Origin of the sequence: Pseudomonas sp. Sample_9, assembly GCF_004307535.1 — a bacterium.
GTDB lineage: Bacteria > Pseudomonadota > Gammaproteobacteria > Pseudomonadales > Pseudomonadaceae > Aquipseudomonas > Aquipseudomonas mercuritolerans.
In genome coordinates this window covers 4,463-8,178 of sequence record NZ_RAZO01000005.1, presented here as the reverse complement: position 1 = coordinate 8,178, position 3,716 = coordinate 4,463, and the positions used below count along the sequence as shown (strand labels likewise).

Here is a 3,716-nt window from a genome sequence, read left to right as displayed (position 1 = left end):
GAAATCGGGTCGGTTTCTTCGAGGAAGATCACTTCCTGATGCGGAATGTCGGCGTGCACCGGCACCTCGTATCCGGCCAGGTCATGGTTGACGAAGAAGCCCAGGCGCTTGTCCACCGCCAGCTCTTCCATCAATGCCGCGCCGACGCCCATGGTCATCGCGCCGATGACCTGACTGCGCGCCGACGTCGGGTTGAGGATCCGTCCCGCAGCGCACACCGCGAGCATGCGCCGTACGCGAACCTCGCCAGTGGCGGCATCGACGGCGACTTCGACGAAGTGCGCGCCGAAGGTCGATTGCTGATATTTCTCGGCCAGATCACCGAACTCGATGCTGTCCTCGCCGACCAGCGCGCCGCCTTCAGCCGCGTTGCGCAGCGGCAGGCTCTTGCTGCCGACCCGCACCTGTGCATCGGCAAACTCCGCCTGATCCGCGGCCAGCCCGAGCTTGGCCGCCACCGCTTCGCGCAGTTTCACGCACGCAGCGTAGACCCCAGCGGTGGAGCAGTTGCCGCCGAACTGGCCACCGGAACCGGCCGACACCGGGAAGTCCGAATCGCCCAGACGCACCACTACATCATCGAGACCAACGCCCATCATCTCGGCGGCGGTCTGCGCGATGATCGTGTAGCTGCCGGTGCCGATATCGGTCATGTCCGTTTCAACAACGACCTTGCCATCACGCTCCAGGCGCACGCGGGCGCCGGACTTGACCAGCAGGTTGTTGCGAAACGCCGCCGCCACGCCCATGCCGATCAGCCAGCGGCCTTCACGACGGGTGCCCGGTTGCGCCTTGCGCTGATCCCAGCCGAATTTCTCCGCGCCGATCTGCAGGCATTTGACCAGTTGGCGTTGGGAGAACGGCCGCTCGGTTTTCACCGGGTCGACTTGAGTGTCGTTAGCGATGCGGAACAGCACCGGGTCCATCTTCAGTTGTTCGGCCATTTCGTCCATGGCGATTTCCAGCACCATCAGCCCCGGTGCTTCACCCGGCGCACGCATGGCATTGCCTTCAGGCAGGTCGAGCGGGGCGAGGCGCATGCTGACGCGGCGGTTTTCTGCGGCGTAGAGCAACTGGCTCGGTTGCGCGGCCAGTTCGACCTTGCCGTCGGCGAGGTTGCCCGACCAGCCTTCATGGGCGATGGCGGTCAGCTTGCCGTCCGCCGTTGCGCCCATGCGGATGCGTTGGATGGTTGCTGGGCGATGGGTGGTGTTGTTGGCCATCTGCGGGCGAGCGAGGGCGACTTTCACCGGTCGGCCAGCCATGCGCGCGCCGAGAGCGGCGAGGATCACGTCGGCGCGGATGAACAGCTTGCCGCCGAAACCACCGCCGATGTACGGCGAGACCAAACGGACTTTTTCCTTCGGCAGGCCGAGGGTTTTCGCGATGTCACCGACACTCCAGGCGACCATCTGGTTCGACGTCCACACCGTCAGTTGATCGCCTTTCCACGCGGCTAATGTTGCGTGCGGTTCCATCATCGCGTGGGACTGGTCTGGTGTGGTGTAGGTCTGATCGAACTGCACCGGCGCGGCGGTGAAGGCCTTGTCGAAGTCGCCGTGATTGACGTCCGGCAACTCGTCTTTCGGCTCGACGCCGAGGTCTTTGACGCTGGCCAGATCGAACTTGCCTTCGCTGGTCTCGTAATCGACCCTGACCAGTTGCGCGGCGGCGCGGGCCTGTTCGAAGGTTTCGGCAACCACCAATGCAACGGCTTGCTGGTAGTGCTGCACTTCGGGACCGGCGAGCAGATGTGCGGCGTTGTAATCGCCTTTGTCGAGCTTGCCGGCATTCTCGGCAGTGACGATTGCGAGTACGCCGGGCGCGGCTTTGGCTTCGTCGAGATGAATGGCTTTGATCCGCCCTTTGGCGATCGCCGAGTCGACCATGAAACCGTAGGCCTGATTGGCCGCCGCTTCATGTTGCTCGTAGGCGTAAGTGGCCTGGCCGCTGGTTTTCAACGGGCCTTCGATGCGCTGGGTGGGCTGGCCGACGACCTTCAGGCGGTCGATGGGATTGGTGGTGGCGGGCGTGTCGAATTTCATGCGGTTTCCCTCGCTTGCGCCAACACCGAAGCCAGCGTGCGCTCGACCAGTGTCAGTTTGAATTGGTTGTCATCGGTGGGTGTCGCGCCTTCGAGCAGGCGTTCGCTGACCGCTTTGGCGCCCTTGGGCAACAGCGCTTCAGCGGCTTCGACCCGCCACGGTTTCGGCGCAACGCCGCCGACGGCGACACGGCCGGTGCCGTCCTTTTGCAGGATCAGACCGACTGAAACAAGGGCAAACGCGTAAGACGAGCGATCGCGGACCTTGTGATAAATGTGCGTGCCGCCGACCGGTGCCGGCAGGGTCACGGCGGTGATGAACTCGCCGGGCGTGAGGCTGGTTTCGATGTGCGGCGTGTTGCCCGGCAATTGATGGAAATCGGCCATGGGAATGCTGCGCGTGCTGCCGTCAGGCTTGACCGTTTCGATCTGCGCATCGAGTGCGCGCATGGCAATGGCCATGTCGCTCGGGTGGGTGGCGATGCAAGCGTCGCTGACGCCGATGATCCCCAACTGCCGGGTGACCCCGCCGATCGCCGCGCAACCGCTGCCGGGGTTGCGTTTGTTGCAGGCCTGGTGGGTGTCGTAGAAGTACGGGCAGCGGGTGCGTTGCAGCAGGTTGCCGGCGGTGGTCGCCATGTTGCGCAACTGCCCGGAAGCCCCGGCGAGCAGGGCGCGGGAGAGCAGGGCGTAGTCCTTGCGCACGCGCGCGTCGGCGGCCAGATCAGTGTTGCGCACCAGCGCGCCGATGCGCAGTCCGCCTTCGGGTGTTGCTTCGATCTGGTCCAGGCCGAGGTGGTTGATATCGATCAGGTGCACCGGGGTTTCGATGTCGAGTTTCATCAGGTCGAGCAGGTTGGTGCCGCCGGCGATGAACTTGGCGCCTTCGACTTGCGCAGCCTGGGAAGCGGCTGCGGCAGGCGAGTCGGCGCGGCTGTAATTGAAGGCTCTCATGCCGGCACCTCCGCGACTTCAGTGATGGCTTCGATGATGTTCGAGTACGCGCCGCAGCGGCAGATATTGCCGCTCATGCGCTCTTGCAGTTCGGCGGCGATCAGCTTCGGCGGCTCGGTCAGGCTCGGGCTGACGTGGCTGGGAATGCCGTCGCGGATTTCCTTGAGCACCGCGACCGCCGAGCAGATCTGCCCAGGGGTGCAATAGCCGCACTGGTAACCGTCGTGCTTGATGAACGCGGCCTGCATCGGGTGCAGCTTGTCCGGCATGCCGAGGCCTTCGATGGTGGTCACCTCACTGCCGTCGTGCATCACCGCGAGGGTCAGGCAGGAGTTGATCCGCCGACCGTCGGCGATCACCGTGCAAGCGCCGCACTGGCCGTGGTCGCAGCCTTTCTTGGTGCCGGTCAGGTGCAGGTGTTCGCGCAGGGCGTCGAGCAGGGTAGTGCGGGTGTCTACTTCGAGGGTTTGCGGTTTACCGTTGACTTGCAGGGTAACTTTACTCATGGCCGGTTGCTCCAGACTGGCCGCGTAGGCCTTGAGGCTGATAAAGGGGGGCATGGCGAACGCCGTCGCGGTTACGGCGCCGAGGATCATGAAATTGCGTCGGGAAATCGGCATGGTTCGATTCCTTTTCTCTCATCGGGCGGCAGGATTGCAAAAGGCCCAAACGGGCGCGCCGGCATGCATGCCAGTCTCGTAAAAGGAGTGACCGCAGC

Annotated in this window: 3 protein-coding genes; all 3 read right to left on the bottom strand. The window is 64.1% G+C overall.

All coding sequences use genetic code 11. The features are described from left to right. A partial coding sequence (gene paoC, locus D6877_RS00270; RefSeq protein WP_130909477.1) for an aldehyde oxidoreductase molybdenum-binding subunit PaoC occupies positions 1 to 2,045 on the bottom strand: 2,045 nt, incomplete at its 3' end. Further along, the gene (locus tag D6877_RS00265; RefSeq protein ID WP_016775138.1) at positions 2,042 to 2,998 is read right to left on the bottom strand and encodes a xanthine dehydrogenase family protein subunit M; all 957 of its coding nucleotides are present in this window, start codon (positions 2,996 to 2,998) and stop codon (positions 2,042 to 2,044) included. The genes paoC and D6877_RS00265, both read right to left, overlap by 4 nt. Beyond that, positions 2,995 to 3,618 (bottom strand): aldehyde dehydrogenase iron-sulfur subunit PaoA, encoded by a 624-nt coding sequence (gene paoA / locus D6877_RS00260; protein WP_016775137.1) that lies wholly within the window; start codon positions 3,616 to 3,618, stop codon positions 2,995 to 2,997. Before paoA ends, D6877_RS00265 begins: the two co-directional genes overlap by 4 nt. Positions 3,619 to 3,716: the final 98 nt, after the last annotated feature.

Coding starts and splice junctions, on each gene's coding strand:
- D6877_RS00265 (WP_016775138.1), bottom strand. CDS start 2,998: ATGAGAGCCTTCAATTACAGCCGCGCCGACTCGCCTGCCGCAGCCGCT.
- paoA (WP_016775137.1), bottom strand. CDS start 3,618: ATGCCGATTTCCCGACGCAATTTCATGATCCTCGGCGCCGTAACCGCG.